This is a genomic window from Fusobacteriaceae bacterium (assembly GCA_031272775.1).
Taxonomy (GTDB): Bacteria; Fusobacteriota; Fusobacteriia; order Fusobacteriales; family Fusobacteriaceae; genus JAISST01.
This window is the reverse complement of the sequence record JAISTB010000004.1, coordinates 33,499-59,009: the sequence shown is the minus strand read 5'-3', so window position 1 is coordinate 59,009 and position 25,511 is coordinate 33,499. Positions and strand designations below refer to the sequence as shown.

Annotated in this window: 27 protein-coding genes and 1 rRNA gene; 13 read left to right on the top strand and 15 right to left on the bottom strand. The window is 52.5% G+C overall.

The features are described from left to right. From LBQ97_00915 to galU, 11 genes are all read right to left on the bottom strand, one after another. Positions 1 to 420 (bottom strand): 16S ribosomal RNA (locus LBQ97_00915); the annotation flags it as partial. 182 nt (positions 421 to 602) lie between these two features. Next, the gene (locus LBQ97_00910) at positions 603 to 1,193 is read right to left on the bottom strand and encodes a hypothetical protein (GenBank protein ID MDR1831277.1); all 591 of its coding nucleotides are present in this window, start codon (positions 1,191 to 1,193) and stop codon (positions 603 to 605) included. Positions 1,194 to 1,389: 196 nt separating this feature from the next. Further along, the gene (eno, locus tag LBQ97_00905) at positions 1,390 to 2,736 is read right to left on the bottom strand and encodes a phosphopyruvate hydratase (protein MDR1831276.1); all 1,347 of its coding nucleotides are present in this window, start codon (positions 2,734 to 2,736) and stop codon (positions 1,390 to 1,392) included. Positions 2,737 to 2,776: 40 nt separating this feature from the next. Further along, positions 2,777 to 4,186 (bottom strand): pyruvate kinase PykF, encoded by a 1,410-nt coding sequence (gene pykF / locus LBQ97_00900; GenBank protein MDR1831275.1) that lies wholly within the window; start codon positions 4,184 to 4,186, stop codon positions 2,777 to 2,779. Between the two features lie 99 nt (positions 4,187 to 4,285). Then, a complete protein-coding gene (locus LBQ97_00895; protein MDR1831274.1) occupies positions 4,286 to 4,765 on the bottom strand; it encodes a YhcH/YjgK/YiaL family protein in 480 nt (159 codons plus the stop codon). Positions 4,766 to 4,775: 10 nt separating this feature from the next. Further along, positions 4,776 to 5,366: a ComF family protein gene (locus LBQ97_00890; protein ID MDR1831273.1), complete on the bottom strand. Its 591-nt coding sequence runs from the start codon at positions 5,364 to 5,366 to the stop codon at positions 4,776 to 4,778. A gap of 74 nt (positions 5,367 to 5,440) precedes the next feature. Beyond that, positions 5,441 to 5,851, bottom strand: coding sequence for a cytidine deaminase (cdd, locus tag LBQ97_00885; protein MDR1831272.1), 411 nt, complete (start codon positions 5,849 to 5,851; stop codon positions 5,441 to 5,443). Continuing rightward, complete coding sequence (locus LBQ97_00880; protein MDR1831271.1) at positions 5,848 to 7,281, bottom strand: HAMP domain-containing histidine kinase; 1,434 nt, start codon at positions 7,279 to 7,281, stop codon at positions 5,848 to 5,850. The genes cdd and LBQ97_00880 overlap by 4 nt, the downstream gene beginning before the upstream one ends. A 41-nt stretch (positions 7,282 to 7,322) precedes the next feature. After that, on the bottom strand, positions 7,323 to 7,994 hold the full coding sequence (locus LBQ97_00875; protein MDR1831270.1) for a response regulator transcription factor: 672 nt from the start codon (positions 7,992 to 7,994) through the stop codon (positions 7,323 to 7,325). Positions 7,995 to 8,057: 63 nt separating this feature from the next. Continuing rightward, complete coding sequence (locus LBQ97_00870) at positions 8,058 to 8,369, bottom strand: metal-sensing transcriptional repressor (protein ID MDR1831269.1); 312 nt, start codon at positions 8,367 to 8,369, stop codon at positions 8,058 to 8,060. A gap of 271 nt (positions 8,370 to 8,640) precedes the next feature. After that, positions 8,641 to 9,534, bottom strand: coding sequence for a UTP--glucose-1-phosphate uridylyltransferase GalU (gene galU / locus LBQ97_00865; GenBank protein ID MDR1831268.1), 894 nt, complete (start codon positions 9,532 to 9,534; stop codon positions 8,641 to 8,643). 187 nt (positions 9,535 to 9,721) lie between these two features. On the opposite strand from galU, the gene hrcA reads away from it, so the two are divergent. The 13 genes from hrcA (at position 9,722) to LBQ97_00800 (ending at position 21,801) form a co-directional block, all read left to right on the top strand. Then, the gene (gene hrcA / locus LBQ97_00860) at positions 9,722 to 10,777 is read left to right on the top strand and encodes a heat-inducible transcriptional repressor HrcA (GenBank protein ID MDR1831267.1); all 1,056 of its coding nucleotides are present in this window, start codon (positions 9,722 to 9,724) and stop codon (positions 10,775 to 10,777) included. Positions 10,778 to 10,976: 199 nt separating this feature from the next. Then, the gene (gene grpE, locus LBQ97_00855; protein ID MDR1831266.1) at positions 10,977 to 11,534 is read left to right on the top strand and encodes a nucleotide exchange factor GrpE; all 558 of its coding nucleotides are present in this window, start codon (positions 10,977 to 10,979) and stop codon (positions 11,532 to 11,534) included. Positions 11,535 to 11,593: 59 nt separating this feature from the next. Then, the gene (gene dnaK / locus LBQ97_00850) at positions 11,594 to 13,441 is read left to right on the top strand and encodes a molecular chaperone DnaK (protein ID MDR1831265.1); all 1,848 of its coding nucleotides are present in this window, start codon (positions 11,594 to 11,596) and stop codon (positions 13,439 to 13,441) included. Positions 13,442 to 13,547: 106 nt separating this feature from the next. Next, positions 13,548 to 14,702 (top strand): molecular chaperone DnaJ, encoded by a 1,155-nt coding sequence (gene dnaJ / locus LBQ97_00845; protein MDR1831264.1) that lies wholly within the window; start codon positions 13,548 to 13,550, stop codon positions 14,700 to 14,702. A 124-nt stretch (positions 14,703 to 14,826) separates the two neighbouring features. Continuing rightward, positions 14,827 to 15,285 carry a preprotein translocase subunit YajC gene (gene yajC, locus LBQ97_00840; protein ID MDR1831263.1) on the top strand — a complete coding sequence of 153 codons (459 nt, stop codon included), beginning with the start codon at positions 14,827 to 14,829 and terminating at the stop codon, positions 15,283 to 15,285. A gap of 24 nt (positions 15,286 to 15,309) precedes the next feature. Continuing rightward, positions 15,310 to 16,332 carry an N-acetylmuramoyl-L-alanine amidase gene (locus LBQ97_00835; GenBank protein ID MDR1831262.1) on the top strand — a complete coding sequence of 341 codons (1,023 nt, stop codon included), beginning with the start codon at positions 15,310 to 15,312 and terminating at the stop codon, positions 16,330 to 16,332. A 19-nt stretch (positions 16,333 to 16,351) separates the two neighbouring features. Next, a complete protein-coding gene (locus LBQ97_00830; GenBank protein MDR1831261.1) occupies positions 16,352 to 16,879 on the top strand; it encodes a GerMN domain-containing protein in 528 nt (175 codons plus the stop codon). A gap of 42 nt (positions 16,880 to 16,921) precedes the next feature. Next, complete coding sequence (locus LBQ97_00825) at positions 16,922 to 17,947, top strand: hypothetical protein (GenBank protein ID MDR1831260.1); 1,026 nt, start codon at positions 16,922 to 16,924, stop codon at positions 17,945 to 17,947. Next, positions 17,916 to 18,665: an ABC transporter permease subunit gene (locus LBQ97_00820; GenBank protein MDR1831259.1), complete on the top strand. Its 750-nt coding sequence runs from the start codon at positions 17,916 to 17,918 to the stop codon at positions 18,663 to 18,665. Before LBQ97_00825 ends, LBQ97_00820 begins: the two co-directional genes overlap by 32 nt. Before the next feature lie 114 nt (positions 18,666 to 18,779). Then, positions 18,780 to 19,391 (top strand): hypothetical protein, encoded by a 612-nt coding sequence (locus tag LBQ97_00815; GenBank protein MDR1831258.1) that lies wholly within the window; start codon positions 18,780 to 18,782, stop codon positions 19,389 to 19,391. Beyond that, positions 19,388 to 20,146: an ABC transporter permease gene (locus tag LBQ97_00810; protein MDR1831257.1), complete on the top strand. Its 759-nt coding sequence runs from the start codon at positions 19,388 to 19,390 to the stop codon at positions 20,144 to 20,146. The genes LBQ97_00815 and LBQ97_00810 overlap by 4 nt, the downstream gene beginning before the upstream one ends. A gap of 52 nt (positions 20,147 to 20,198) precedes the next feature. Next, positions 20,199 to 20,855: an ABC transporter ATP-binding protein gene (locus LBQ97_00805; protein MDR1831256.1), complete on the top strand. Its 657-nt coding sequence runs from the start codon at positions 20,199 to 20,201 to the stop codon at positions 20,853 to 20,855. Between the two features lie 25 nt (positions 20,856 to 20,880). After that, complete coding sequence (locus tag LBQ97_00800; protein MDR1831255.1) at positions 20,881 to 21,801, top strand: NrtA/SsuA/CpmA family ABC transporter substrate-binding protein; 921 nt, start codon at positions 20,881 to 20,883, stop codon at positions 21,799 to 21,801. Between the two features lie 64 nt (positions 21,802 to 21,865). On the opposite strand, the gene LBQ97_00795 is transcribed toward LBQ97_00800, so the two are convergent. From LBQ97_00795 to LBQ97_00780, 4 genes are all read right to left on the bottom strand, one after another. After that, positions 21,866 to 22,279, bottom strand: a complete 414-nt coding sequence (locus LBQ97_00795) for a hypothetical protein (GenBank protein ID MDR1831254.1) — start codon at positions 22,277 to 22,279, stop codon at positions 21,866 to 21,868. Between the two features lie 245 nt (positions 22,280 to 22,524). Beyond that, positions 22,525 to 22,812 (bottom strand): type II toxin-antitoxin system RelB/DinJ family antitoxin, encoded by a 288-nt coding sequence (locus tag LBQ97_00790; GenBank protein MDR1831253.1) that lies wholly within the window; start codon positions 22,810 to 22,812, stop codon positions 22,525 to 22,527. Between the two features lie 73 nt (positions 22,813 to 22,885). Continuing rightward, positions 22,886 to 24,208 carry an aspartate kinase gene (locus tag LBQ97_00785; GenBank protein ID MDR1831252.1) on the bottom strand — a complete coding sequence of 441 codons (1,323 nt, stop codon included), beginning with the start codon at positions 24,206 to 24,208 and terminating at the stop codon, positions 22,886 to 22,888. Positions 24,209 to 24,216: 8 nt separating this feature from the next. Next, a complete protein-coding gene (locus tag LBQ97_00780; protein ID MDR1831251.1) occupies positions 24,217 to 25,383 on the bottom strand; it encodes a homoserine dehydrogenase in 1,167 nt (388 codons plus the stop codon). Between the last annotated feature and the right edge of the window lie 128 nt (positions 25,384 to 25,511).

Here is a 25,511-nt window from a genome sequence, read left to right as displayed (position 1 = left end):
CCGAAATACTTCTTCGTGCACACAGAATTGCTGGATCAGACTCTTGGTCCATTGTCCAATATTCCCCACTGCTGCCTCCCGTAGGAGTAAGGGCCGTGTCTCAGTCCCCTTGTGGCCGTTCACCCTCTCAGGCCGGCTATCCATCACGGTCTTGGTAGGCCTTTACCCTGCCAACTAACTAATGGAGCGCAAAGCTCTCCCGCAGTGCGTATAGCTTTCATGAAAAGATCATGCGACCTCTCCATAATATCCGGTATTAGCACAGTTTTCACCGCGTTATCCCGGTCTGCGGGGCAAGTTCTTTACGTGTTACTCACCCGTCCGCCACCTACCACAGCCCGAAGGCTGCTTCCGGTTGACTTGCATGTGTTAAGCATTCTGTCAGCGTTTATCCTGAGCCAGGATCAAACTCTTCGTTCAAAACGAGTTTTTCGACTCAAATCTCTCCGGTCCACGACCTTTGAGTTAAATAACACCTTTATTATTGTTTCGTTCAGGTTATGCTTTGTCTTTCTCTATTCTGTTGTTAATGTCCTTGTCCCCAAAATTTCAGGACAATAGTTATGATACCACAAATATAATTTTCCGTCAAGCAGTTTTTTTTAATTTTTCATGCCGCGCTTATTTGTCAGGCTTTTCCGCAAATTTTTAAGGATTTCCAACTCTTCCATCTGCCCGGGCTTTTCTCCTTCCCGTTCGGTGGTGACGCCGGGACCGCCGCCGAGAAAACCTTCCCGGGCCGAGCGGCCGAAATTCGCCCAGCGCCCGCCGAATTCCCCGTTTTCCCCGTCGGTTTTCGCGTTGTCTCCGGAGATGACGATGTTGGCGTCCTGGTCGATGGAAACCGTAATGGCCCTGACGATGTTCGACAGATTTTCAGCGATGATCAATTCCCGGTCGGTCGTAAAGTGCTTGAGGATCTCGAGATTCTTCAGGTAGTCCTTGTACAGGGCGCTCCCGTTTTCGGACTGCTCAAAAAGGGGCCGTCTGTTCTTGCGGGTCGCGGCCTCCCTGTCCTCGGGATAGACGACGATCCGGTCGCCGTCGCTCTCCTTTTCGATGATGATCCGGTTCCATTTTCTGTCCGTACCCAGTTTTCCGAAAAGGCAAAAAAAGGCGGAAATAAAACAAAAAATACATAATATTTTGAATTGTCGCCTTAATTTGGAAAAAAACCTCAACCCTCTTCTCATCGTGTCCGCCTTTTCGTTGCTCTAATAGGATATTTCGACTTTGCGTCATCTATTCTTTTTTGTTTTCTCATTTATATCATATAACAAATTTTGAAAAAATGCAAGTTTTTTCTTAAATTCTCACACATTTGTAACATAAATCGGCTGGATTTCGCCAAAACAAAAGATCCCCGAAGGGATCCTTTGCCGAAAAATGTTATTTTTTGGCTCTCGTTCTTTTCTTGACCACGGGGGCGGCTTCCGTATTGATGTTGTAAAAGACGTCGATTCCCTTGTATTGCGCCATGCTGCCGAGTTCTTCCTCGATGCGCAGCAGCTGGTTGTACTTGGCCATGCGATCCGTCCGGGACGTGGATCCGGTCTTGATCTGGCCCGCGTTTGTGGCGACGGCCACATCCGCGATCGTAGCGTCCTCCGTTTCCCCCGAGCGATGGGATATAACCGCGGTCATGCCCGCCCGTTTGGCCATTTCGATGGCGTCCAGGGTCTCGGTCAGGGAGCCGATCTGATTCAGCTTGATCAGGATGGAATTGGCGGCTTTGAGTTCGATGCCTTTTTTCAGACGCTCCGTGTTCGTCACGAAGAGGTCGTCGCCCACCAACTGCACCCGGTCGCCGATGGCCGCCGTCAGTTTCTGCCAGCCTTCCCAGTCGTCCTCGCCAAGGCCGTCCTCAATGGACTTGATCGGATACTTGTCCACCAATTTTTTGTACCACTCCACCATTTCATCGGACGTTCTCTTGACATTGCCTTCCCGCTTGAAGTGGTAGATGAATTTCTCTCCTGTTTTTGTGCAGAATTCCGAAGAAGCGGCGTCTATGGCGAAGGTGATGTCCACGCCCGGCTTGTATCCCGCTTTTTCGATGGCTTCGGTCATGAGGTCCAACACGCCCTCCGTCCCTTTTACTTTGCTGGGCGCGTATCCGCCCTCGTTTCCGACGTTGGTGGAGTCTCCGTTGGCCTTGAGCAGTTTGCCCAGATGCTGGAAGACCTCACAACCCATTTGCATGGCTTCCTTGAAGGTCTTTGCGCCCACGGGCTGAATCATGAACTCCTGCACGTCCACGGCGGAATCGGCGTGGGCCCCGCCGTTGAGGATGTTCATCATCGGAAGCGGCAGTTCCTTGGCGTTAGCCCCGCCCAGATACTTGTAGAGCGGCAGGAAGGCCGACTGCGCGGCCGCTTTGGCTACGGCCAGGGAAACGCCCAGGATGGCGTTGGCGCCCAATTTTCCCTTGTTTGGGGTTCCGTCGAGCTTGATCATGGTGCCGTCGATTTCGGCCTGGTCCGAGGCCTCGAATCCGATCAGGGCCTCTTTGATTTTTGTGTTGACATTTTTGACGGCGGTCAGGACGCCTTTTCCGAGATAGCGCTTCTTGTCGCCGTCCCTGAGCTCCACGGCCTCATAGGCCCCTGTCGAAGCGCCCGAGGGCACCGCCGCCCGTCCGAATGCGCCGTCATCGAGGAATACGTCGACTTCCACGGTCGGGTTTCCTCGGGAATCCAGAATTTCTCTTGCAATAATATCCGCTATTTTTGCCATAACATCCCTCCATGATTATATTATTTGAAAGCACTACACACTATTTGATTTGCATGATCTTGATCGAGTTTGTCGTACCGGGCTTGAATACGCTCTCGCCGCAGATGGCCACAATAATGTCGCCGATTTCGGCCAGCTTGAGTTTTTTGGCCGTCGTTTCCGACAGCTCGAAGAAGGACTTGAGCGTCTCGGGGTTGGGATCGAGCCAAGGGACGACGCCGCGGGCCACCATCAGCTGGTTGGCTGTTTTTTCGCGGTTCGTGATCGCGAGGATCGTGGCCTTGGGGCAGTATTCCCGCATTTCCATGGCCGCCCGTCCCGACTGGGTCGCCACGGCGATGACCTTGGCGCCGAGGGTTTCCGCCACATCGGCCGCGCCCCGGGCTATGGCCGAGGTAATGGTCGCCTCGTCGTCTTTGACGACTTTATCCCGGATCAGGGGATCTGTTTTTTCCGCGATCTTCCCCATGACGCGAACGGCCTCCACGGGGTAGCTGCCCTTGGCGCTCTCCCCCGAGAGCATCACGGCGTCGGTCCCGTCCAATATGGCGTTGGTGACGTCATTGACCTCGGCCCGGGTGGGTCGGGGGTTGTGGATCATGGAATCGAGCATTTGCGTCGCGGTAATCACGATTTTACCGGCCCGGTTGCATTGGGCGATCATCATTTTCTGGGCAAAGGGCACATCCTCCAGCGGGATTTCCACGCCGAGGTCTCCCCGGGCCACCATGACGCCGTCAGACGCGTTGAGGATCTCGTCAAAATTGTCGAGGCCCTCCTGGTTTTCGATTTTGGCGATAATCCGGATGTCCTCGCCGCCGTTGGCTTCCAGTACCTTGCGCACGGCCAGCACGTCTGAAGCCTTGCGGATGAAAGAAGCGGCGATATAGTCGACGCCCTGTTGACAACCGAAAACAAGGTCCCTGACGTCTTTTTCGGACAGAGCCGGCAGATTGACTGAAATATTGGGCAGGTTGACGCCCTTGTGTTCGCCTAAATCCCCGTCGTTGCGGGCGATACATTTGACTTCGGCGTCGCCGATTTCCGTCACGGTAAATTCCAGCAGCCCGTCGTCGATGAGGATCGTATCGTGCAGTTTCAGATCCCGGGCGAAGCCCTCATAGGTGACCGCAACTTTCTGACTGTTGCCCACGAGGGTTTTGTCCGTCGTAATGATAAATTCCTGTCCCGCCACAATCCGGACGTCCCGGCCCCCCTCGAGGGTCATGGTCCGGATTTCGGGTCCTTTGTTGTCCAGCATAATTGCGGCCCGGATCCCCAGTTCCTTCTTTACTTCCCGGAAGGCCTTGATCCGTTCGCCGTGTTCTTCATAACTGCCGTGGGAAAAATTGAGCCGCATCATATTCATGCCGGCCCTGAGCATTTCCCGCATGGTTTCTTTGGAATCCGACGCAGGTCCGATCGTGCAGACGATTTTTGTTTTTTTCAAAAAAAACTCCCCCTTACAAAAAAACTTCTCCAGTATAAGTGTACAGCATTTCTTCAGATTCTTCAAGTAAAATCCGGATTATTTTTCAGCCGTTTCCGGTCAAAGATTGTCCTCTCCCTTCGTTGCCGCGAGATTGACTTTGAAGATGACCTTGTCGACCGCCCGGGGCTCGCCGCGGGTGATCAGGGGCTGGTGGGGCTCCCCGGGAAAGAAAATCACAAACATCCCGGGCCTGAGGGCGACGAAGGTATCGCAGACCCCCTCGTACTCCGCGAAGTCGAATTTTTCCGTATAGCTTTTCTCCCGGACGTTTCCCGCCGGCGTATAGCCGAGGATTTCCTCGTCGGCAAAGAGCATATGGATGTCGGCGCAGATCCGATGTCCCTCGATTTTGGCCTCCTCCACGGGCTTTGAGCGCATGTCGCCGGGGTAGCTGAAATAGACCAGATCGCCGTCAATGACGTTTCGCCCCTTTTTGCGGGTATCCAGTACCCCGTGTAAAATGGCGTCAATGGCCGTGTCAAGATTCGGGTGGATCCCCCGGTAGCGGTCAAGGCGCCGGATTTCGTCGTAAATCATGATAACCTCCTCAGTCGATTTTTTTGTTGAGCACGGCGGTCAGCACGTAGAGGGCGTCCAGATTGATGTCCTCCCGCATGAGTCCCGCGATGCTCCGCATGGTTGTCCCCGTGTTGTAAAAGTCGTCGAGGATGAGGATGTTTCCCCGGGTTTGCAGTTTTTTCATTTTTTTCATGTTATTCTTGAAAATATCCATTTTTTCTTCGGTATCGAGGGCTTTGATCTCCCGTACCGAGAGCTTCGCGAAAAAATGCAGGGAGACCGGTCTGTCCACGAGACTGCCGATCCGTTTTGCCAGCTTGTAGAGCGGCGAATTGGGCATATCCGTCGAAGTCGGCGCGACGATGATCCCGTCGATCCGGTCCCTGATCCCCCAGTGGTTTTTGATGAAGTCGGCCATGATCTCCGCCAGACGCACGCATTTGTCGTCATCGTCAAATTCTTTCATTTCATAGAGCAGTTTGCCGATCTCCGTATAGTCATAGATGAGCTTGGGATAACCGAAAATGTTCGTTCCCGTGTACGTGATTTTTTTCGCGTTGTAATCCAGGGCGTAGCCCTCGTTCCAGTCTCCCGTCAATTTGATCGGATTGTGTCTCAAGTATCGTCACCTCACTGTCAGTAAAAAATCCCCAATGGATGCCGCTATCAGGGATTTTCATATCATGGGAATGCTCATGGTTTCAGCTTGAAGCCCTCGGGGAGCAAATCCGAAACCTTATAAAGTTTATAGTTTTTATCTAAGTTTGCCGCGATGATGACGGCGTCTTCGTCCGCAAATTCGGCGATCACCTGTCGGCAGGCCCCGCAGGGCGTGACCGGAGCGGGCGCGTCGGCCGCGACGCAGAGAAGCTTGATCTGTTTCATGCCGCCTGCCACGGCGGCCGCCACGGCGTTTCGCTCGGCGCAGACCGTCAGGCCGAAGGAGGCGTTTTCGACGTTTACCCCGGAAAACTCTCTGCCCGCGTGATCTACGAGCACTGCCCCCACGGCAAAGCCCGAATAAGGCGCATAGGCGTTTTTTCGTATCTCAAGGCATTTTTCGATCAGCTCTTTGATCCGCGCTTCCGTCGCTTGCTCTTTCACGCGTCTTCCCCCTCGTCAAATTCGTCGTCATCTTCGTCATCGGGCGGTTCCACAGCCTTGGGGAGCTTGAACCAGAAGCTCACGACTTTATCCTTCATTTCCGTTCCGTAGGGGCATTTGTGGTTTTCGAGGATGCCCTTTACGATGGAAAGCCCCAATCCGTGGCCGTCCCTGTCTCTCGCGGCGTCTTTGCGGTAAAAGGGGATCCAGATGTCGCCGAGGTCCTCGGGATTCAGCCGGTCCGTCTCGTTTTTGACCGCGATCTTGAAATCTTCCGCTTCCTCAGTGACCTCTATGCCGATATCGCTGTTCTCCGTCGAGTATTTGAGCGCGTTGACGATAAAATTATTCATGACCCGGTCGATGAATTTGTCGTCGCAGACGACCCGGATTTCGCCGGGACCCGCGTAATAGATTTTTTTGTTGTCCCGGGAGAATTTTCGGATGAAATCCTGTATCGTCGGATAGTAGTCCATATGCCGCCGGTTGAATTCCATGCGGCTGGACTCCATCTTGGAAACGAGCAGGAGCTCCTGCACAAGGTTGTTCATCTTGACGCTTTCTTCCATGATCGTGCTCGTGTAAAAATCCATGTCTTCGGCGGCCACGACGCCTTCGGCCAGCCCCTGGGCATAGCCCTGGATAATGGCAATGGGCGTTTTGAGTTCATGGCTCACGTTGGCGATAAATTCCTTGCGCATTTTTTCAAGACGTTTCTCGTGTTCGACTTCTTTTTCGAGCATGAGGTTTTTGTTGTTGATTTCCGTGATGTTGTTCTCCAACTCTTCGGCCATTTTGTTGATGGAAATGCCCAGTTGCCCCACCTCGTCCCTGCTGCCGTACTCAAATTTCTGGCTGAAATCGGAACGCGAGATGTTGTTGGCGATGTTTTTCAGCTCCACAAGGGGCTGGGAAATCTTTTTCGCGAAGACGAAGGACGCGAGGCAGCCGAAAATAAAGATCACGACCACGAGGCGCACATTGTATTTCGTGGAGGCGCCGGCGCCTTCCTCAAGGAAGTTGAGCGGACTCAGGATCTCAAAATACATATCTTCCCGGTAAGGGATAAACAAAATCAGGCTCTTCCCGCGATAATCGAGAAAGCGCACTTCGCTGAAGATCATCTTGCCCTGTTTCAGGAGCCCGGAAATGTCGTCAATTTCGCTCCGGCTCATCATGGAGCTCTTTTCAAACTGGTTGAGCATTTCGAGCTTTTTGATGGAAATGGAGACGTTGGAGTGCATTTCGATATTTTGCAGATCCACCACATAGGCGGGATCCGTCAGGACCCGCCCGATTTCCAGCAGTTTTTCCTTTTGCTCCCGGACGAAGAAGCGTTCGAGATATACGGAATTTACGACCAGGATCCCCAGCAAAATAAATCCCACCGTGCCGAGGATGATGGAAAATAGTTTCCAGCGTAGTTTCATAAAGGACCCCTCAAGTTACCGATATTTTAGCAGGCCTTTTGTCAGTCGTTGCTCTTGACTTCAAATTTGTAGCCGAATCCCCGGACCGTCTGCACATATTCCTCGCCGATCTTGCGGCGGAGTCGTTTGATGTGCGTGTCCACAGTCCGCAGATCTCCGTAGTAATCCCAGCCCCAGACGGAGTTGAGGATCTTTTCCCGGGAAAGGGCGATGCCGTTGTTTTCAATAAAGAAATACAACAGGTCGTATTCTTTGGGCGTGAGTTCCAGAATCTTGTCCCGCAGCCGCACTTCCCGTTTGGAACTGTCGAGCTTGATGTCGCCCACGTCGAGGTTGACGTTGTTGTCCGTCTTCCCGTCCCGCCGCAGCAGGGCCTTGACCTTGGCCACCAGGAGCTTGGGGTTGAAAGGCTTGACGATGTAGTCGTCGGTCTGCAACTCAAAGCCGAAGAGCTGATCGCTCTCGTCGGATCTGGCCGACAGCATGATGATCGGCGCCTGGGATTCCTCCCGGATTTTCCGGCAGACGCTCCAGCCGTCTATTTTGGGCATCATGATGTCCAAAATCACCAGATCATACTTCTTCTTGAAAAATAATTCCAGTCCCTTTTCCCCGTCTTCCCCTTCATCGACACTGTACTCTTCCCGCGTGAGATAGTCTTTGATCAGTTTTCTGATTTTCCATTCGTCATCGATTACTAAAATCTTCTTCATTCATACCTCCTTTTCAAAAGCGTTACATTACTATGAATCAATATCAGGAATGGCTTGTCGGGATCAGAGCAATTTGTTCAATGTGTATAAAAAATCGCTCAGAATTTTATCTTCCTTGCCGCCGTTTTTGATTTCGGCCAGCAGATGGTTTGAAATGTGCGTCTCCAGGATTACCTTGCTGACGCCGTTGAGGGCCGCCTTCACCGAGGCAATCTGATTCAGGACGTCGTCGCAGTGCCGGTCTTCTTCGATCATATGGATGACGCCACGGATTTGCCCTTCAATTCTTTTCAAGCGAAGGAGGAGTTTTTGTTTTTGCGCGCTGTCCGTGACGCAAAAAAATTCGTCGGATTGCTTTTTTTTGTCTTTATCCATTTTTCCTCCCTTCGGGCAATTGAAATTGACTTTTGCTTTACCTATAGTATATAGGCAATTGTGACAAAAAGCAAAAGAACTTTTCGCCACAATTGGATTTTTTGGACAAAAAAAATTCAAATCAGGCTGTTTATCTATGTTTCAAGGCCATAAAATTTTTTTATTTTTTTTCGAAATCCGTTTATAGCATACAAAAAATGGCATTTGTTTTTCTATTGCGGATAAAACCTCGTAAAAAACTCCCTCAAAAATTGAAGGAGTTCCTGAAATCTTATTGTATTTTTTCCAAAAATGTTTTCAGTTCGCCATTGAGATAAGCCTTCAGCTCTTCGCCGGTTTCGGGGTTAAACAGCCCGAATTCGATGTTTGCCTTCAGCAATCCGATTTTGTTCCCGATGTCATATCGTTTTCCCTGGAAGTTGTAAGATACCACCTCTTCGCCATCCCGGAGCATATCCACGATGGCGTCGGTCAGTTGGATTTCGCCACCGGCCCCGATCCTGCCCTTTTCGAGATAATCGAAGATTTTGCCCGTCAGCAGGTACCTGCCGAGGCAGGCGAGGCGTGAGGGCGCGTCCGTTGTCGCCGGTTTTTCCACAAAATCACAAATCCTGTACGTCCGGGCGTCCAGCGGCGTCACGGGTTTTACGATGCCGTACTTTGACACATTCTCCTCTTCAACCTCCTGGCAGCCGACGACGGAGCAGCCGTATTTTTCATAGACGCCGATCAGCTGCTTTGCCACGGGCTCGCCGGGATTCCGGATGATATCGTCCCCGAGGGCCACGACAAAGGGTTCGTCGCCGATAAAGGGCTTTGCCTTCAATACCGCGTGGCCGAGCCCCAGCGGATGGTTCTGCCGCACGTAAAAAATATTGGCCATACTCGAAAGATAAGTGATCTTTTCAAGAAGCTCCAGCTTGTTTTCCCGCTTCAACGTCTCCTCGATCTCGTAGGAATAGTCGAAATGGTCCTCGATGGATTTCTTGTTTCGTCCCGTGATAATGATAATGTCCTCGATGCCGGAGTCCACGAGCTCCTCCACGATATACTGCAACGAAGGCTTGTCCACAATCACCAGCATTTCCTTGGGCTGGGCCTTTGTGGCGGGCAGGACTCTCGTTCCCAGACCCGCCGCGGGTATTACGGCTTTTTTGACTTTCATCGCGCGATCTTCCCCCTCAATAATATCCGGTACAGCCTATTTTATCACAAAAATCCGACTTTGAAAACCGGCGGCGGAGAAAATTTAAAAATTTTTACGAAAATGCTTGACAAATGCGGAAAAAGAAAGTATTATGTAAGAAGATTAGCACTCTATGTAAATGAGTGCTAACAAAAGGCGGTGGAATATGTCAATTACCGATAGGGAAAAACTGGTCTTAAACGCGATCATCAACTACTATCTGACGTACGGGGACACGATCGGCTCGCGCACCCTGGTCAAAAAATACGGGATAGACCTGTCTTCCGCCACGATCCGTAACGTGATGGCGGACCTCGAGGATCTGGGCTACATTGAGAAGACCCATACTTCTTCGGGCAGGATCCCCACGGACAAGGGCTACAAATATTATTTGAGCGAGCTTTTGAAGATCGAAAAGATCACCCAGGAGGAAAAAGCCAACATCGAACTGGCCTATGAGCAGCGGATCGGCGAGCTGGATATTGTTTTGAAAAAAACGTCGACGCTCCTTTCCAAGCTCACAAATTTCGCGGGGATCGTAGTGGAACCCAGCGCTTATGTGGACAGGGTCCGGCGGGTGGAATTGATCCATGTCGACGCCCACACGGTGGCGGCCGTCATCATCCGGGACAGCAGGAATATCCGGACGAAGACGATCACGCTGGCCAATCCCATTGACCGCGAGGAACTGGCCGTCATCGGCGAAAAGCTGGCGGGAGAGCTCGGCAAGGGCAATCTGTCCGCAACGGAAGTCGAACGCTTCATTCTCGCGAGCCACTATGAGAGCATCATCGACGAGGACGGCGGCGCAAGCCGGGGCGGAGATATGGAAGACGCCGAGGGCAAATTCTTCGTGCACAACGTCCCGGGGATCTTCAAGGACAAAAATGTCAGCGAGGTTTCCGACGTCATTGAATTTTTCAATCACCGCGGCGACGTGACCCAGATCTTTGAGGAGGCCGTCCGCAACCGTAAAACCGAAAACGGCGGTGTGGACGTGATTTTCGGCGAAGAGTTGGGCATCAAGGGCCTTGAGGATTTCAGCTTCGTCTATTCCGTATACCGGATCGGCAACGCCCAGGGAATACTGGGGGTGATCGGGCCCAAGCGAATGCCCTATTCCAAGACCATGGGCCTCATCAAGCACGTGACGAAGGAAGTCAACAAAGTCATTACGGATATGGAAAAAAGTATTGAGAGCGTCGAGGGCGCCATCGAATGAGCAAAGAATAAAAATAATCAATAATAAAGAGAGGAAAACCATGTCGGAAAAAGAACGGAATGAGTTGGAAACACAGGCGGAGATGGCCGGCGGCGGCGTAGAAATCCCCATCGAGGGGCCGGAAGACGCCGAAAGCGGGCGGCAGGCGCCGGAGGAAAAGCCGGCGGAAGAGGCCAAAGACGGATCGGCGCTGAACGATATCCTTGAGCGGGAGATCCGGGAAAAGCAGGAAGCGCTGGAGCGGGCGGAAAAAGAAGCCGCCGGAGACAAGGCGGCCGATCTGCCGCCGGAGCCCACGCCCGAAGAGATTGAGGGGCGTCTCAAGGCGGAAGTGGAAGAATGGAAAGGCGCGTATTTAAGAAAACAGGCGGAATTCCAGAACTTCACGAAACGCAAGGAAAAAGAATTGGATGAGCTGCGGAAATTCGCCTCGGAAAAGATCATCACGAAACTCCTTGACGGCGTTGACAACCTCCACAGGGCTATGGAAGCCTCGGAGAGCGCCAAAGACTTTGAGGGACTGCTAAAGGGCGTCGACATGATCCTCACGAATCTCAACGGCATCATGCAGTCCGAAGGGGTCGAGCCCATCGAAACTGTCGGCAAACCCTACGATCCCGTCTATCACCACGCCGTAATGGTCGAGGACAACCCCGATTTCCCCGACGACGCCGTTATCCAGGAACTGCAGAAGGGCTATACGATGAAGGGGAAGGTCATCCGCCCCGCCATGGTAAAGGTGTGTAAGAAGGGGTAGGGAAAAATATTGTTTAAGTTAGATAATTATGTGATATAGAGACCAGGAGGTAAAAGAAAATGAGCAAAATTATAGGAATTGACTTGGGTACAACGAATTCATGCGTAGCGATTATGGAAGGAGGCAACGTCACCATTATCCCTAACGCCGAGGGAGCGCGGACGACGCCCTCCGTTGTGAATATCAAGGAAAACGGGGAGATCGTGGTCGGGGAGATCGCCAAACGACAGGCCATCACAAATCCCACCTCGACGGTGAGCTCCATCAAAACCCATATGGGCTCCGACTACAAAGTAAAAATCTACGGCAAAGACTACACGCCCCAGGAAATCTCGTCCATGACGCTGAAAAAGCTGAAGAAGGACGCCGAGGCCTATCTGGGCGAAGAAGTCAAAGAAGCGGTAATTACGGTACCCGCGTACTTTACAGATTCCCAGCGGCAAGCCACCAAAGACGCCGGGACCATCGCGGGCCTTGACGTAAAGCGGATCATCAACGAACCCACGGCGGCGGCCCTGGCCTACGGACTCGAAAAGAAAAAGGACGAGAAAGTTCTCGTCTTCGACTTGGGCGGCGGCACATTCGACGTATCGGTGCTGGAAATCTCCGCGGGCCTCATCGAGGTCATCTCCACGGCGGGCAACAACCACCTCGGCGGAGACGATTTCGACAACGAAGTCATCAAATGGATGGTGGCCGAATTCAAAAAAGACTACGGCATTGACCTGTCCAACGACAAAATGGCTTATCAGCGGCTGAAAGACGCGTCCGAAAAGGCGAAAAAAGAGCTTTCGTCCATGCTGGAAACGACCATTTCCCTGCCGTTTATCACCATGGACGCCAACGGGCCCAAGCATCTGGAAATGAAGCTGACCCGGGCAAAATTTGACGATCTGACAAAGCATTTGGTCGAAGCGACCCACGAACCCACAAAGACGGCCCTCAAGGACGCCGGACTTTCGCCGAACCAGATCGACGAAGTCCTGCTGGTGGGCGGCTCCACTCGGATGCCCTCCGTGCAGGAATGGGTGGAATCCTTCTTCGGAAAAGTTCCCAACAAGAGCATCAACCCCGATGAGGTCGTAGCGGCGGGCGCGGCCATCCAGGGCGGCGTACTGGCCGGAGACGTCAAAGACGTGCTGCTCCTTGACGTAACGCCCCTTTCGCTGGGGATCGAGACTCTGGGCGGCGTCTGCACAAAGATCATCGAGAAAAACACGACAATTCCCGTTAAGAAATCCCAGGTATTTTCGACGGCCGTGGACAATCAGCCCGCGGTTACGATTAACGTCCTGCAGGGCGAACGGGCCAAAGCAGGCGACAACGTAAAACTTGGCGAATTCAACCTTGACGGCATTCCCGCGGCCCCCAGAGGCGTACCGCAGATCGAGGTCACCTTCGACATTGACTCCAACGGCATTGTGCATGTTTCAGCCAAAGACCTCGGTACAGGGAAGGAAAACAACGTCACGATCTCCAATTCTTCCAATCTTTCCAAGGAAGATATCGAGCGCATGACGAAGGAAGCTCAGGCCCACGAGGCGGAGGACAAAAAATTCAAGGAACTTATCGAGACGAGAAACAAGGCCGACATGCTGATCAGCACGACGGAAAAATCCCTGAAGGATTACGGCGACAAAGTATTGGATACCGAAAAGAAGAAAATCGAAGAGGCCCTGGAAAAACTGAAGTCCGTCAAGGACAGCGAGAACAAAGCGGACATTGACAGCGCCATCGAGGCGCTCTCCACAGCCGCCCACAAGCTGGCCGAGGAAGTATACAAAGAGGCCGGGAAAAACGCCCAGGGCGCCCAGGGTCCCCAGAGCGGACCCGGTCAGCAGCAGGCTTCCGGCGGGACGAGCGCCGACAAGGCCAACGACGTCGACGACGCGGAAATCGTAGATTAAAGATTTACCCTACAGGGCAGCCCCAAGGGGCCGCCCTGATTCGTCTGTACCATAGAAAAAACGGCGGCCCCCATGGACCGGCCGAGGATGAAATGATGGAGGAAAAATGGAGAAGAGAGATTATTACGAAGTGCTGGGCGTAGAAAAAAATGCTTCGGCCGATGAGCTCAAAAACGCCTACAAAAAACTCGCGCTCCAGTGGCATCCCGACAAGTTCGGCAGCGCTGAGGAAAGCAAGAAGAAGGAAGCCGAGGAAAAATTCAAAGAGATCAACGAAGCGTACAGCGTCCTCTCCGATCCCGAAAAGAAAGCGCAATATGACAGATTCGGCCATGACGCCTTCCGCCAGGGCGGGCCGGGAGCGGGCGGATTCGGCGATATCAATATCGACGATATTTTCGCCAGCGTTTTCGGCGGCAGGGGCTTCGGCGGATTCGGGAATTTCGGCGGATTCGGCCGGAGTCAGGGCAGCTACGCCGAGCCCGGCGAGGATCTGACCTATCAGATTGAAATTACGCTGGAAGAAGCGGCTTTCGGCGTCGACAAGACGATCCGCTACCGCAGGAAAGTCAAATGTCCGGTCTGCGGCGGAACAGGGGGCGATCCCTCCTCTCCGGCCAAGACCTGTCCCAAGTGCGGCGGAACCGGCAGGATCCGGACCGTACAGCGGACCATATTCGGGCAGATCGCCCAGGAAGGCGAGTGCGACCAGTGTCACGGCAGCGGCAAGATCTATGAGAAAAAATGCGCGAGCTGCGGCGGAAGCGGCACAAAGGTCGAGAATACCGAGATCAAGCGGCACATCCCCGCAGGCATCCAGTCGGGGCAGCGGCTTTTGATCCGGGACATGGGCGAAGCCAGCGAACACGGAGGCCCCAACGGGGATCTCTATATCTTCGTGCGAGTCAAGAAGCACAAGATCTTCGAGCGCGTGGAAAACGACATTTTCTGCCAGATTCCCATTTCCTACGCGACCGCTGTCCTCGGCGGCGAAGTGGAAGTTCCGGTACTGAACGGGACCCGGAACGTGAAAATCCCCGCGGGAACCCAGACCGGCAAAAAATTCAAGCTCCGGGGCGAGGGGATTACGCCCGAGCGCTCGGGCGTCGCGGGGGACGAGATCATCGAAGTTATTATCGAAACGCCTGTGGAATTGACCGAGGAACAAAAAAAGAAACTCAAGGAGTTTGACGCCTGCCTGAGCGAAAAAAATTACAAGAAAGAAACCTGGAAGGACAAGATCAAAAATTTCTTTTCCTAGGGAAAGGGATTTGCAATTGTAAAATGCTCGCGGATATGGTATACTAAACTGTGGAAATTTATCGGAACAGACGTTCTCCCGCCTTGAAAGAGGCTCGGGACGCGCATACAAAAGGAGGACATACATGTCGTTATTACAGGGTGGACAGGGCGGATTCTCAATGATGCCTATCATTATGGTGATGGGCGTATTTCTCATTTTCTCGGTCATGTCCGGCAAGAAAAAAGAAAAGAAGGAAAAGGAAAAACTGGAAGCCATCAAACCGGGACAGGAAATCATGATGAAATCCGGCATTTTCGGAAAAGTCGTGAAGATCGACGACCGCTTCGCCTACATCAAGATCAGCAACGGCGTTCAGGTCAAAATCCTCAAAGAGGGGATCCAGTTCGCCGTCGACGAGAACACATTCAGAGCGGCGCCGGAAAAGAAAGAGAAGACCTCGCTCTTCGGCGGGCTTTTCGGTAAAAAAAGCGCCGAAAAAGAGGCGCCTGCGGTAAAGGAAGCGCCGGCCAAAGCCGCTGAAGCCATTGAAGAAGCGGAAATCGTGGAGGACAAAACGGACGATAACGGATCTGATGCCTGATTTGCGAATGATCGCGGGGTGAATATGAAAAAACGTTGGATTTGCTTTGTGTTTGTTTTCTTTGCTTTCTTGTGCCAGGCCGGCACCATTTCGGCGGTCAAGGTCTCAAGAAGCAAGGTCGCGGTGGAATTTGACGAGAAAAAAGGTGATATCCGGAAGCCCAAGGTGGAATACGACAAATTTACCCGCCTGCTCTATCTCGAATATCCCAAAACGAACCTCGCGCCCAAAGTAAAGGCAGGGGGAGGCAAAAGCAAATATTATGACGACATCCAGGTCGTGGATCACGGCTCATCGGTGGGGGTTTTTGTGACGCTCGCCAAAGACGTGACCTATGAGGTCTCCCAGCGCGGCAAAGGTACCGTCATCACCCTCGACAACGGCCGCAAGCAGTATACGATCGCCATTGACGCCGGACACGGCGGCAAAGACTCCGGCGCCGTCAGCAAAAACAAGGCCCACGAGGAAAAGGATATTGCCCTCGCGGTGGCCAAATACCTGCGGGCGGAGCTTTCGGAGGATTTCAAGGTCATTATGACCAGGGACAGCGACGTGTTTATTCCGCTTTCGGAACGGCCCGCCATGGCAAACCGGATCAAGACGGACTTTTTCATCAGCGTCCACATCAACGCCGCGCCCAACCGCTCGGAGGCTTCAGGCTCGGAAATCTACTATTTTTCGACGGAAAAGCCCTCGGCTTACGCGGCCAAAATCGCGGCTTTTGAAAACAGCTTCAGTGAGTACGGCGGCAAGAAGGACAGCGAGATCAAGCAGATCATGGGCTCTCTGGCTTACAAGAAAAACCAGGAGAAATCCGTTCAGTTCGCGAACCCCACGGTGGAAGCCATCGCCCGTTCGCTCCGGCTCCCCAACAGAGGGATACACGGGGCAAATTTCGCGGTGCTCCGGGGCTTCGACGGACCGGGGGTCCTTCTGGAACTGGGCTACATCACCAACGGGCAGGATCTGAAACAACTCCTCAACAATAAAAACCAAAGGGCCGTGGCGAAAGCCGTGGCGGCCCAGGTGCGGGCATTCTTTGAATAGTTCCGCGGCAGGGGGATCCATGCTGGGAAGGCATTTTAAAAAACTGACGTTTTATATCATCGTGTGGCTGCTCTTTGTGGCGACGGGTTTCGTGTATCTCTCGAGCCGCAAGGCGGGAGATATCCGCTCCATCAAGGCCATCGCGAAAAAAGAGATCGTGACAAAGACGGAGAAAATCACGGTCTGGTCTCCGGCCGCCGACGGGAAGTCCCTGACGCGGGAGGAAGCGGAGATCGGTCAGAGCGAATCCAAGCGGGACAGGATCCGCGCCATTGTGGCCAAGGATCTTGAGGTCCTGGCGGCAAAGGGCTTTGTCCCGGCCGGCAAGATCATCCCGCTCAATTGTTATATTACCGAAGACAATACGGTTTATGTGGATTTCAACCTCTCGGTCAGCGAGCTGGAGGCGGAAACCCCGCAAAACGCCTTGATCATCACGTCGCTCGTCAATTCGGTGGCCGAACTGCCCGAGATCAACAAGATCAAATTCATGGTGAACGGCAAGGACGGCAAAAAGAACCTGAACAAATTTTACCGGAAGAATTGATCAGAATTCCCTGTTGCCGATCCTGTCCCGGGGAGGGTTGAAATGAGCAAAAAATTTTGGCTTCTGCTGTTGTCCTGTTTTCTTTTGATGGGAGACGCTCTTTTTCCCAAAGAGGACGTCCGCTTTATCTTTCCGGCGGGCCTGCCGTCTCTCGCGCTGGCGAAACTGGCCGCCGAAGCCGCTCCGGACAGGGACGCCCTGACGTTTACGCTGGCGGGGAAAACCGTCTCTTGCGCGCTGACCGCCCTGCCCGACGAGCTCATGACCCGACTCCTCCGGCAGACGCCGGATCTGGCCATTGTGCCTTCCAATATGGCGGCCTTGCTGTATGAGCGGACAAAGGCCTACAAGATCCTCGGCGGCGTCGGTTGGGGCGCTTTTTATTTGTTGGGAACCCTGGACGCCGGGACATGGTCCGATCTCAAAGGGCGGCAAATCTACGCCATGGGAAAGGGACTGACGCCCGACATTACCTTCCGTCTCATTTTGAAAGAAAAGGGCCTCGATCCCGACGGGGATTTCCAGCTGAAGTACTTTTCCAACGCCGAAGAAATCGTGGCGGCCTGGATGGCCGGACAAAAAAACGACAGGGAAATCAAACCCTGCCTTTTGCTGCCGGAGCCTGCCGTGACGAATTTGCTTGCCGGAAATACGCGGCTTCCCCTGAAAATTCTCTTTGATCTCAACGAAGAATGGAAGCAAATGACCGGAGATTCCATGGGATATCCGCAATCGACCCTCGTTGTGAAGGAAAGTTTTTATTTGGAAAACAAAGCCTTTGTCAAGGCCTTTGCCGAGGTTCTCGCCGAAGCGGGCGGAAGCCTCGCGGCGCTCCCGGCGGAGACCGTCCGGGACAGGATGGCGTCTTTTTATGCGGCGGCGTCGCTGCCGAACCCCTTCCGACAGATTGACGCCGATTCCCTGCGGCGGTCCAATATCCGCTTTGTGACGGGAAGCGAGGTCCGGACGCCTTACAGGCTGTATTTTGAAAAATTGGGCGCGTGGGACCTCAAAACCCTCGGAGGAAGGCTTCCCAATGAGAAAATTTTTGTTGACGCCGACCAGTAAGGTTTTGAAATATGCGATTTTACTCTTGTTGTGGGAAGGCGCGGCCCGTCTGGCGGGAAATCCCCTGATTTTTCCGGGAATCGGCCCGGTTTTCCGCGCGTTCCTCGTGATTTGCCGCGACGACCGGCCCGTGATTTTCCGTACGCTGCGGGATCTGATTCTGTCTTTTTCCTTTTCGCTGCTCGCGGCGCTTGCGCTCTCCCTCTGCGCGGTCCGCAGCAAATCTGTCCGGGGCTTGCTTTCCCCGATTTTTTCTCTCGTCAACGCTACCCCTTCCGTAATTCTGATCATTCTCGTCATGATATGGGGTGACGCGGCCCTGGTACCTTTCACGATTTCGGCGGCCGTCCTGATTCCGATTCTCTGCGGCGGCTTTCTCGACGCCCTCGATGTCAATGAACTGGAAATCGGAGACATTTGCCGGGTCTACCGGATAACGGGCTGGCAACGGATCCGTTTCGTGGATCTTCCGGGCATTTTCCACCGGTTTTCCGCCCAGTTTCCCGCGACCGCTACGCTCAATCTGAAACTTCTCGTCTCGGCCGAACTGCTCGCCCAAAAATCCGCCTCCATCGGCGGAAAAATCTTCTTCAGCAAGCTTTATCTGGAAACGGCGTCCATCTTCGCTTGGATCGGCGTCATTTTTCTTTTGAACCAGCTTCTTTTCTCGCTCTTCAGCGTTCTTTTTGTCCGCCCCCTCAGTTCGTCCGCGAAATAATACACTTTTTTCAAATTATCAGCAATGTCAAACAATTTGTTTAAAATTTAGTTTGACTTTTAAAATAAAATGTTCTATAATAGTAACGTCACAAATCACAAAACGGTGGGCAGTATGGAAAATTATCTCTGGCTGAATCCGGTCGTTACGGCAATGTACCCCGCGGATTCTCTTGAAAACGAGCTTTCAGCGAAGGGCTTTCATGTCGTGGCCTGCCGCCGGAAAATCACGGACCTGGTCAAATCCAAATACCGAAGGGCGCTGGAACAAGCCGGTAAATGTCTTTTGGACGGACGCTGCCCCAAGGCGCGGGAATATTTCCTGCAAAATCACGGGCCCGACTCGTTCGCGGCGCCGGCGATCCACCCGATTCTGATCGAATCCGCGCTGGAAATCCACCGGCGGTACGCCGGAAAAGGCCGCCTGTATATCGTCACGCCCTGCGATTCGCTCAAAGCTTACGGAGAGCGCTTAGGCCTTTCCGGGACAAGATTTTTTACCTGGAAGGAATTCGTTGGGATTTATCAAATCGAGACCATGCCGTCGGACTTGAAGGAGAGTCCCATTCCGCCGGGGTTCTTCGCCGAATACGCCGACGCTGTCCTTTCGTTGCCTTCGAAGGAAAAAATTGATCAATTGGGCGGCAATCCGGATCTTGGCGGGATCAGAATCATTGAGCTGCTGTACTGTCCGGACGGTTGCCATAACGGAGATGGGATCCCATGAGCTTTCTGCGCGCGAAAACGAAAAGCCTTGTCTTTCTGTTGATTCTGCTGTGCCTTTGGCAGATTTTGTCCCAAGCGGGCGTCTGGAACAGTTATGTGTTTCCGAGTCCGCAAAAAGTGGCCCTCGCCTTCGCGAAAATGCTCCGGAGCGGGGAACTCGCCAAACATGTGGGAACCAGCGTGAAACGCGTGTTTACGGGCTATGCCCTCTCTTTCGGCGCGGCTTTTATCCTTGGCGCTCTGGCGGGAATCAAAGAAAAGACCTTCGGCTGGTACAAGGGAATCTTCGAGTTTATGCGGCATGTGCCGCCCCTTTCCCTGATCGCGCTCCTCATTTTGTGGTTCGGGATCGGCGAAACGACAAAGCTGATCATCATTTTCCTCGCGACCTTTTTCCCGATGTTTCTCAGCATCAAAAAAGGCATCGGAAGTTGCGATCCGAAACTCCTTGAGGTCGGGAAAATTTTCCGCTTTTCAAAATGGAAGCGCTTTACGAAAATTATCCTGCCTAACGCGATTCCGGATATTGTGGTCGGCATGCGCATCGGTCTCGGATACGCCTGGCGGGCCATTATCGGAGCGGAAATGGTGGCCGCTTCAGCCGGGTTGGGGTATTTCATCATTGACGCCCAGCAGATGTCCCGCTCGGACAAAATTATTGTCGGCATTGTCTTTATCGGCCTGACGGGATTCTTGACGGATTTGCTGTTTCAGCTGATGTTGAAGCGATTCAACTGGGGAGGGGATCAAAATTAGCGGCATAGCAGTAAGAAATCTCAACAAATCCTTTGTCATTGATCATGAGACGATCAGCGTATTTGAAGGCCTCAGCTTCGAATGCTGCATCGGGGGAATCACCGCCATTTTGGGGAAAAGCGGCAGCGGAAAGACGACATTTCTGCGTATGCTTTCAGAACTTGAATCCATAGACGGCGGCGTATTGGAAATCCCCGGCAACAAAAGAATCGGCTTCGTTTTCCAGGAGCCGCGTCTGCTGCCCTGGCTGAGCGCCTATGACAATATCGCGGTCGTCCTCGGAAAAAAACCTTCGACAGCGGATCGGGAAAACGTATGGAAGTGGCTTGAGCTCGTCGGGTTAAAGGATTTCGCCCGGGCGAAGCCCGCGCAGCTGTCAGGCGGCATGCAGCAGCGGGTAGCCATCGCGAGGGCCTTTTTCTATGAGCCGGACATCATTCTGATGGACGAGCCCTTTGCCGCGCTGGATTATTTCACGCGAGAGGCCATGCAGCGGGAACTGCTGAAAATCCAGGCGCTGACCCAAAAGGACATCGTCTTTGTGACTCACAATATCGACGAAAGTCTGTTATTGGGAAAGAAAATCATCATCTTTGAGCGGGGCGGCGTGAAAAAAGAATATTCTCTCGAAGACTATCCCTATCCGCGGGACCTGCTTGATCAGAAAATGATTACGGTAAAACAGGACATTTTAACTCAATTAAAGTAAACAGACGAAAGATGAAAGGAGAATCATGAAAAAAGTTTTAGTCGTTGTCGGTATGTTGCTGTTGTGCGCTTTGGCCTTTTCCAAGGACAAAATCGGCGTGACCTACGTAAAATCGCCGCTGAATGTGCCGTCCATTGTGGAAAGGGAAAAAGGAATTTTTCAGAAAGCCTTTGAGAAATGGGGGTTGGAGGTGGAATACTCCACGCTGACGGCGGGACCGGACCAGACAAACGCGCTGGCGTCCGGAGATATCCAGTTTCTGCACGCGGTAGGCGCGACGTCGGTCATTCTGGCCGCCGCAAACGGTCTGGACATCAAGATCATCGACGTCTACAGCCGCGCGCCCGGCGCGTATATGCTGTTTTCCAAGACAAAAATTCCGACGGACGCGGCTTCTCTTAAAGGGAAAAAGGTCGCGGGACCCAAGGGGACCATCCTGCATGAGCTGCTCCTGGCGTTTCTGGCCAAAAACGGCTTGAAAGAGTCCGATGTGGAATTTATCAAGATGGACATCCCCAACGCCAAGGCGGCCCTCGATAACGGCAGCATAGACATCGCGCTGCTTGCGGGACCCGCCGCCTACAACGCGGAACTCGCCGGAAATTATATCGTCGCGACCGGCGAAGGGCTCATTGATCCCGTAATTGTGTCGGCGACCAGCGAAAAATACCTGAAGAGCAATCCGGAAGTCGTGGAAGCGTTTCTCCAGGCGCGAAAGGATATCCTCGCGTACATGGCGGAAAATTACGACGAAGTGATCGCCCTCAGCGCCAAAGAGACCGACCTCGATAAAGAGGCCGTGCTCAAAATGTATCCGCTCTACGATTTTGACAACACGATACGGGACAGCGACGTCAGCGCCATGGAAAAAACCATGGACTTCATGCTCCAAAACGGGATGATCGAGAAGAAAGTGGATATCAAATCGCTGATTTTAACGAAATAAGGGCAGCCAAAAGCAAATAAAAAAAATCTCCCTGTTGAAGGGGGATTTTTTATTTGCTTAGGGTCTACTCCAACCGCAAAATCGTCACTTCCGTCGGCGTGTCCATAAGCGTCCGCGCCAGACTCTCTTTGAGTTGGGTCCAGCGCAGCTTTTCCTCGAACGTGATCCTGTCAGTCTTGTTCAGGCGACCGATACGGATGAATTCTTCGCTCATTGCGCCGTCCATGGTCACATAGCGCGCCGTCGCGTCTCCGATTGTCACCTCAAAACCCAATCTGCCGATCACGGCTTCAGGCGCCTGGTGAAGGAACGCCTGATCCACAAGATATTCCCCTCTTGTTACCGCCCTAGTGATGAATTCTACAGCGTCCTTCGTCCCGGGTCCCGGAAAGCAGGTTCTGATCTTGAATGACTTTCTTTCGGGAATGATCCCGGGACTCAAATCCCGTATCGCCCGCTGCATCAGTCGGAATCCCAACGCAACGCCCCCGATACTGTCGCGTCCGGCATATTGTATACAATTTTCATATCTTATTTCAATAACCTGCCCGCAGTCCATTATTCTGATGATATCTGCGTCCATCCTGAACATTCCTCCTTTTTATTTGCGCTTCAGCTCAAAATTCATGCCACGATTAAGGGAGGGCCTTTATTTCTCTGACATCGTACATAATGACAGAAATTCCGTCGGCGTCTTGATAAAATCCTCTTTCGGATAATGCTTCAAATTTCCGCCTCAATTTCCGCAAGCGTCATCTTATCGGTCCCATTTTTGATGGAAGCTTGCCAAATCCGCTCAGTGGCAGCCACTGCTTCCGCCATCGTAATTTTTCGTGCGGATTCATTTTCTCCCAAAGTCAGCTCAAACGGTATTTTCCGCTGTCTAACTGCCTGACGGATAAAAACGGTAATTGCCGTTGTCAGGTTCATACCGAGATCATTGAAAATTTTATCCGCTTCTTCTTTTAAATTGCGATCTATTCGAATACTCAAATTTGTTGTATCGGACATGCTAATCACCTCGTTATTGAGATATAGATACATACTATCACAAATTAGAGGCTACGTCAAGTAAATGCACGAATTATTTTGTGCACCCCACAAATTCCTCGTAAATGGCCCGGATCGTATCTTCGTAGGCGCTTTCGGCCACGCCCGTGATGATGTTGATCTCCTCGCTGGTCTGGGAAATGGCGTAAATATTGATTCCCCGCTTCCCGAGGGCGCTGAAGAGCCGTCCTGAGACGCCGGAGCGCCGTTTCATGTTCCGTCCCACGGTGGCGATCAGGGCAATATGCTCGATAATCGAGACGTCATCGGCCTCGCAATTGGTTTTCAGCTCCATCATGATTTCATAGATATTCGGCTTGATTTTGGCGTTGTCGACGATCACGGAAAAGGAATCGATCCCCGTCGGAATGTGTTCGACGGGAATTCTGTATTTTTCCAGGATATCGAGGGCTTTTTTGATGATTCCGACTTTGTTTTCGAGCCGGTTTTTCTGGATCGTGAGGATGGAAAAATTTTTCTTCCCCGCGATGCCGGTTACGATATTGTCGGGCTCGTTGTCCTCGCATTTATCGAAAATATAGGTCCCTTCGTCGGCGGGCCGGTTCGTGTTCAGGATATGGATCGGGATGTTTTTTTCTTTTACGGGAAATACGGCTTCCTCGTGGAGCACGCTGGCCCCCATGTACGAGAGCTCCCTGAGCTCGCTGTACGTAATGGCGTTGATGTGCCGGGGGTTTTTCACGATGCGCGGATCGGCGGTCAGAATCCCCGAAACGTCCGTCCAATTCTCATAGATATCGGCGCTGACCACATTGGCCATGATGGAGCCCGTGACGTCGCCGCCGCCCCGGGACATGATCCGAAGCGCCCCGTTGGGAAGGGAGCCGTAAAAGCCGGGAATCACCAGCTTGCTTTGTGTTTTCGTGATCTCCGAGAGCTTGCTTTTGATCCTCGGATAATCGATGGTTCCGTCATAATTGAAAAAAATCAGGTCCTTGGCGTCCACAAAGTGATAGCCCAGATATTCCGCCATCAGGAGGGCCGTCAGGTATTCGCCGCGGCTCACGAGGTAATGGATATCGGTATCTTTATTGAGTTCGGAACGGATCAGATCCAATTCCCCCTCAATGTCGTACGTCAGGTCGAGATCCCGCTTGATGCCCGTAAACCGGTCCCGGATGATCTGATAAATGTTGTCGCAGGCGATATTGTACTCCAAATGGGCGTGGCACAAAAAAAGCAGGTCCGTGATCTTGTTGTCGGCGCCCTTTCCCTTTCCTGAGGCGCTGATCACCACAAACTGCCGGCTTTCATCGGATAATACAATGTCTTTGACTTTTTTGAACTGTTCGCTGTTGGCGACCGACGAGCCGCCGAATTTCACAATTTTCAGCATGAGGCCTCCTAAAAATCCGCTTGTTTTATGATAAAGAACCGCTTGTCCGCTTCACCGGCCTGCTCGGCCAGCCCCCGCATCTCCCGGATCGTCAGGCCGTCGGCATGGTGGTAGTACAGCCCCTCAAAGGGGATCACGGCGCGAAACAGAGGATTCGTCAGCGCCCGGCCGGTTCTCAATATATAGTTGTTTTTGCTTTGCGTATCATCATAGTCGATTTTCCGCTTGACGTCAATGGTATATTCCGTCTTTTCGGAAAAAATGTCGAGAATATCCTGTATGACGGCGTTTGCCGTGGGAAATTTGCCCGCGCCCTGACCGTAAAATTTGAGCTCCCCGATGGTGCTGCCGCAGAGCGTGACGATATTGAGGTTCCGGCGCACCGTGGCTTCCATGGCGTCCCGGGTGAAGGCGTTGGGCATCACGAAGGCCTCATACTTGTCGCCGAAGCGGCTGGCCTCGCCGATCAGCTTCACGATGCGGTTTTCCCGCTTGAAATAGGCGATATCCCGCTTGTCGATGTTCCGGATGCCGTAGCAAGGAAAGGAATCAATATCGACGACGGAATTGAAGGCGATGGCGCAGGAAATGACGACTTTATTTTTAACGTCGACCCCGTCGATATCCGCCGAAGGATCGGCCTCGGCGTAGCCCAATTCCTGGGCCTTTGCCAGGGCGTCGGCAAAATCTTCCTCCCGCTCGTCCATGGAATCCAGAATATAGTTCGTCGTCCCGTTCAATATCCCGTAAAACCGTGAAACGGCATCGATACGACGGGCCTTTTCCACCGAGGCGATCCAGGGGATGCCCCCCGCCGTACTGGCCTCGAAAGACAAAAATACGCCGTTTTCTTTGGCCAAAGCCTCAAATTCCGCGATATTTCTCGCCAAAACGGCTTTATTGGCCGTGACCACATGCTTTCCATGAGTCAGGGCCAGTTTGATGTATTCGTACGCGGGATGGAGCCCGCCCATACTTTCCACAACGAGGGCAATTTCGGGATCATTTACGATATCCGCGATGTCATCGACCATAATCGGCAGTTTTTTCTCTTTCCCTTTCCGGATCAGGATTTTTGCAACTTTGATGTTGGCCAACAGCGGGGATGTCTGGTTGGTGATGATGTCATAAACGCCGCTTCCAACCGTTCCAAACCCCAATATGGCTATCTTCATGCTGTACTCCCCCTTGCAAAATAAAAAAATGTCTTTACAGGAAAAACACTTGTATTTTCTGTAAAAACATTGTATCATATAACAGTGGAATTGGTCAATGATAATTTCACGAATATTCGGGAGGAAAC